Origin of the sequence: Vibrio sp. D417a, from assembly GCF_030248595.1 — a bacterium.
GTDB lineage: Bacteria > Pseudomonadota > Gammaproteobacteria > Enterobacterales > Vibrionaceae > Vibrio > Vibrio alginolyticus.
Genome location: NZ_JAHGAM010000047.1, coordinates 1 through 2783, shown reverse-complemented (window position 1 = coordinate 2783; position 2783 = coordinate 1). Strand labels below are relative to the sequence as shown.

Annotated in this window: 3 protein-coding genes; all 3 read right to left on the bottom strand. The window is 40.2% G+C overall.

Going from position 1 to position 2783, the window contains the following annotated elements; all coding sequences use genetic code 11:
• Nucleotides 1-30: 30 nt before the first annotated feature.
• Entirely contained in the window at nucleotides 31-717 is a 687-nt protein-coding gene (locus KI742_RS22945) for a hypothetical protein (protein ID WP_285385933.1), read from the bottom strand.
• Nucleotides 718-1180: 463 nt separating this feature from the next.
• The gene (locus KI742_RS22940; protein ID WP_151514891.1) at nucleotides 1181-1816 is read right to left on the bottom strand and encodes a hypothetical protein; all 636 of its coding nucleotides are present in this window, start codon (nucleotides 1814-1816) and stop codon (nucleotides 1181-1183) included.
• 292 nt (nucleotides 1817-2108) lie between these two features.
• Complete coding sequence (locus KI742_RS22930) at nucleotides 2109-2510, bottom strand: HIT family protein (RefSeq protein ID WP_054574722.1); 402 nt, start codon at nucleotides 2508-2510, stop codon at nucleotides 2109-2111.
• Nucleotides 2511-2783: the final 273 nt, after the last annotated feature.

The window sequence follows — 2783 nt, the reverse complement described above, 5'->3', positions numbered from 1 at the left end:
AAGCGTTGCGAATCACTCTTAAACAATTTGTTAACTGCCAAAATTCGTTTGTGGTCCAATGATTCGCTTTTTATGATGTGCTAGTTCTTCTACCCCAAGCATTGAACGCATTTTTTGAGATAACGATGCAAGAGTAACCTCTTGGTGCCCTGTGCTTTTATCTAAGACATAAGCAAAAGCGCTAAATATTTCCAGCATCTCCCTTGCAGCAGCATCTCTGTGTGCTTGTTGCGTACCTTCACCTTTTGGCATTTTGATATATGCACTATTGGCGCCGAGGGTTCGCAATTTTTGCTCAAACTCACCTAAGTTTTGATCAACCTCTGCGGTTAACCAACACATATACTTCAATCTGAGCATCGTTAATGTGCGAGCATAATCGTGTGCTTCTTCCCATTCAGGTTGTTGGCGAAGACTTTCAAATGCGTCCAGTACATTCTCTACATATAACTGAGAAAACTCGACTTGTTTATCGAAAACAGTATTTGCCATGTGCGAAGACGCAGACAAGGAATATTGCTGCTCTTGTAGCATAAGCTCTTTTCTACGTTGATGAGCAGCGTCATCTCTAATCAATTGTATTAAGACACCGCACAAAGCACCTGCAAATGGAAGTGCTGTTATTCCCTTCCAGATATCTGATATCGGTGCGCTGTACATTACGGCTAAAGAAATAGTCCCAACAATAGCACAGCCAATGATTACATTTTTGTTCATATTTCTCACTGCTTACCTTTTGGCAGTTAACGCCGCATTAAGGTGTGAGCAACGCTACCACGAAACTAAACCTTACCACCGTAAACACAAAACCCAACGATGGAATGAAAATGCCATGCGTTGGGAATCACTCTTAAATGCTTTGTTAGCTTAATATAGACTCAGGAGTGCTTTTTACTTTCTAGGCTTTTTACTCTTGCTTTGTACGCAAAATAAAAACCAACGAAGAAGAATGCATTCGTAGCCACGAGAGCCAATCCCGCAACCTCGGGTAAATTGTAGCCTGTTATCATTGAAAGAATATAGTACTGGGCACATGCAGCCATAACACACAAAGATAATGGACGAAGAAAAGTAGTACTCGGCGATAACTTTTCTTCAGAGAACATATACTGCATCAATAGCACATGCGAGAAATGAATTGTTGCCAATGACAATATCACTATTAGTATTAAAACTAGCATTACAAATCTTCCGGTTGAAGTAGACCTCTGCGAAGAAGCTCCTTCCGCGCATCTTTTGCATTTAAGTGTGTTTGATAAGCAATTACACTGACCATTACGACCAAGATTGCCGATGCTTTGCCTGCAACTTGTTTGGTCACTCCCAGTCTATTTGCAATCTGCGCAACTGGTGAGCTTGTAACTTGCTTTTTCAACTGAGTCGCAACCTCTTTGGAAGCACTTTTTACCCCTTGTTGCGCTGATGAAAGCAAAAATGCTGATATACCTGCTGCTGTGAGAGGGAGCGAGAAGTCTATGCCAAGACCTTTCAATATATTAGTCACATCCTTATTGGTATCAAAAAATTCTCTGAGCTCCCGATCAGAAAGTGACCATGAGAACCAGTATGGATTTGCAACCACTTGAGAAACTAAACCATATAGTGAAGCTTTCAACTGGCCATCGTTCAAAGCCAATATTAGCTTCAAAACTTCGGACTGTTTGTTCTTAGGTAACTCTCTATAAAGTACAATTCCTGTAATAATTGTAATTGCATTAGGCTCCTGTCTCATACGAGCTTCGTACTTTTCCATACCAATCAAATGCGTGTAGTACTTAACTGGATCTGCGGCAATTTTTGATTTGTGCACTCTCATAAAGCCTCCAATATAGATTTTGATAATGCTTAATACACTTATTGGAACTTGAGCACAAATATGCTTACTACTTTTTTGTTTAGTTTCACACAACATTGCAATTTATAAATAGCATAATTGCCTGACTACCTTGTTCATGAACTTAAATGTTAAGCTAACGCCCTGCTAAGGGGTGAGCAACGCAATACCGATGCTTCCGCATAACACCTTAACCACCAAAACCAACGCATAGTAAAAATGCCACGCGTGCCGAATCACTCTTGAACAATTTGTTAGCATACTTTTTCAATGCTCATAGACCTTTAAGTGATTCTCTTAGTTTATCCATAGTTTGAATTCCAAGTTCACTACTAACCCAACCGTACTGGTCTCCATGAAACCTAGGGAAAATATGCAAATGGTAGTGATCGAGCTCGTTGAAATAAGGTGCCTCTCCATTGTTTTGCATAAAGCCGATACCATCGGGATTGAACTTAGCTTCTATACGTTTATATAAATCTCTTGCAACGTCGGTGATCTCAAAAAACACAGACTCAGGCAGGTCAATGAATGTACGGTATTGAGTCTTAGGACAAATTAAAATATGCCCAAAGTTGATTGGATCATGATCTGCAAAAGCTATAACTTGGTCAGATTCGTACACGATGACCGAGTCAATTTCACGATTAACAATTTGTTCGACTATCGTAGCCATCTGAACTCCTATCAAAGTATGCTAACGCCCTGTTAAGGTGTGAGTAACGCAATACCGAAGTTCCCGCATACCACCTTAAACACTAAACACAACGCATAGTAAAAATGCCACGCGTTGCGAATCACTCTTAAACAGTTTGTTAGTTTACATGTCTTCATTAAACCCAGAAAGCAAAACAGTTAAACATTGACAGCCTATCACCTGCCCGTGGTTAATTTTTTCTTACCTGGGTCAGGTGATAGGCGCGTTAACTTTTTCTGAATGTGTTGCTCG

Coding starts and splice junctions, on each gene's coding strand:
- KI742_RS22940 (WP_151514891.1), bottom strand. CDS start 1,816: ATGAGAGTGCACAAATCAAAAATTGCCGCAGATCCAGTTAAGTACTAC.
- KI742_RS22930 (WP_054574722.1), bottom strand. CDS start 2,510: ATGGCTACGATAGTCGAACAAATTGTTAATCGTGAAATTGACTCGGTC.
- KI742_RS22945 (WP_285385933.1), bottom strand. CDS start 717: ATGAACAAAAATGTAATCATTGGCTGTGCTATTGTTGGGACTATTTCT.